General features: G+C 64.4%; 1 protein-coding gene. It reads right to left on the bottom strand.

The window, feature by feature from the left end; translation table 11 throughout:
* A partial coding sequence (locus EOA60_RS35980) for a S41 family peptidase (RefSeq protein ID WP_164899929.1) occupies positions 1–660 on the bottom strand: 660 nt, incomplete at both ends.

Here is a 660-nt window from a genome sequence, read left to right as displayed (position 1 = left end):
TCCCTGCCCTGCAGGTCCGGCGGCAGCGGCTGCTCGACCTTGATGTCGGGCGTGATGCCCTTGCCCTGGATCGACTTGCCCGACGGCGTGTAATAGAGCGCGGTGGTGAGCCTGAGCGCGCCGTTCTCGCCGAGCGGGATGATGGTCTGCACCGAACCCTTGCCGAACGACTGCGTGCCGACGACGGTGGCGCGGCGCAGATCCTGCAGCGCGCCGGCGACGATCTCGGACGCGCTTGCCGAGCCGCCATTGACCAGCACGATCAGCGGCTTGCCGCCGATGTCGTCGTTCTGCTTCGGCTTGGCGTCGAAGCGGGTAACGTCCTTCGGATCGCGGCCGCGGGTCGAGACGATCTCGCCGCGCTTCAGGAAGGCGTCCGACACGCTCACCGCTTGGTCGAGCAGGCCGCCCGGATTGAGGCGCAGGTCGAGCACATAGCCCTTCAGCTTGTCGTTGGGCACCTGCTTCTTGATGTTCTCGATGGCGTTCTCGAGATCGTCATAGGTCTTCTCGGTGAAGGAGGTGATCTTCATGTAGCCGATGTCATTCTCGACCCGGTACTTCACCGCCTTGACCTTGATGATGTCGCGCACGACCGTGAGCTCGATCGGCTTGTCGGCGCCCTGGCGCAGGATGGTGAGCTTGATCGGCGTATTGACC

The sequence above is a fragment of the Mesorhizobium sp. M1A.F.Ca.IN.020.06.1.1 genome (assembly GCF_004023265.1).
GTDB lineage: Bacteria > Pseudomonadota > Alphaproteobacteria > Rhizobiales > Rhizobiaceae > Mesorhizobium.
The sequence above is the reverse complement of the archived record's forward strand: the minus strand, read 5'-3'. Positions and strand labels throughout refer to the sequence as shown.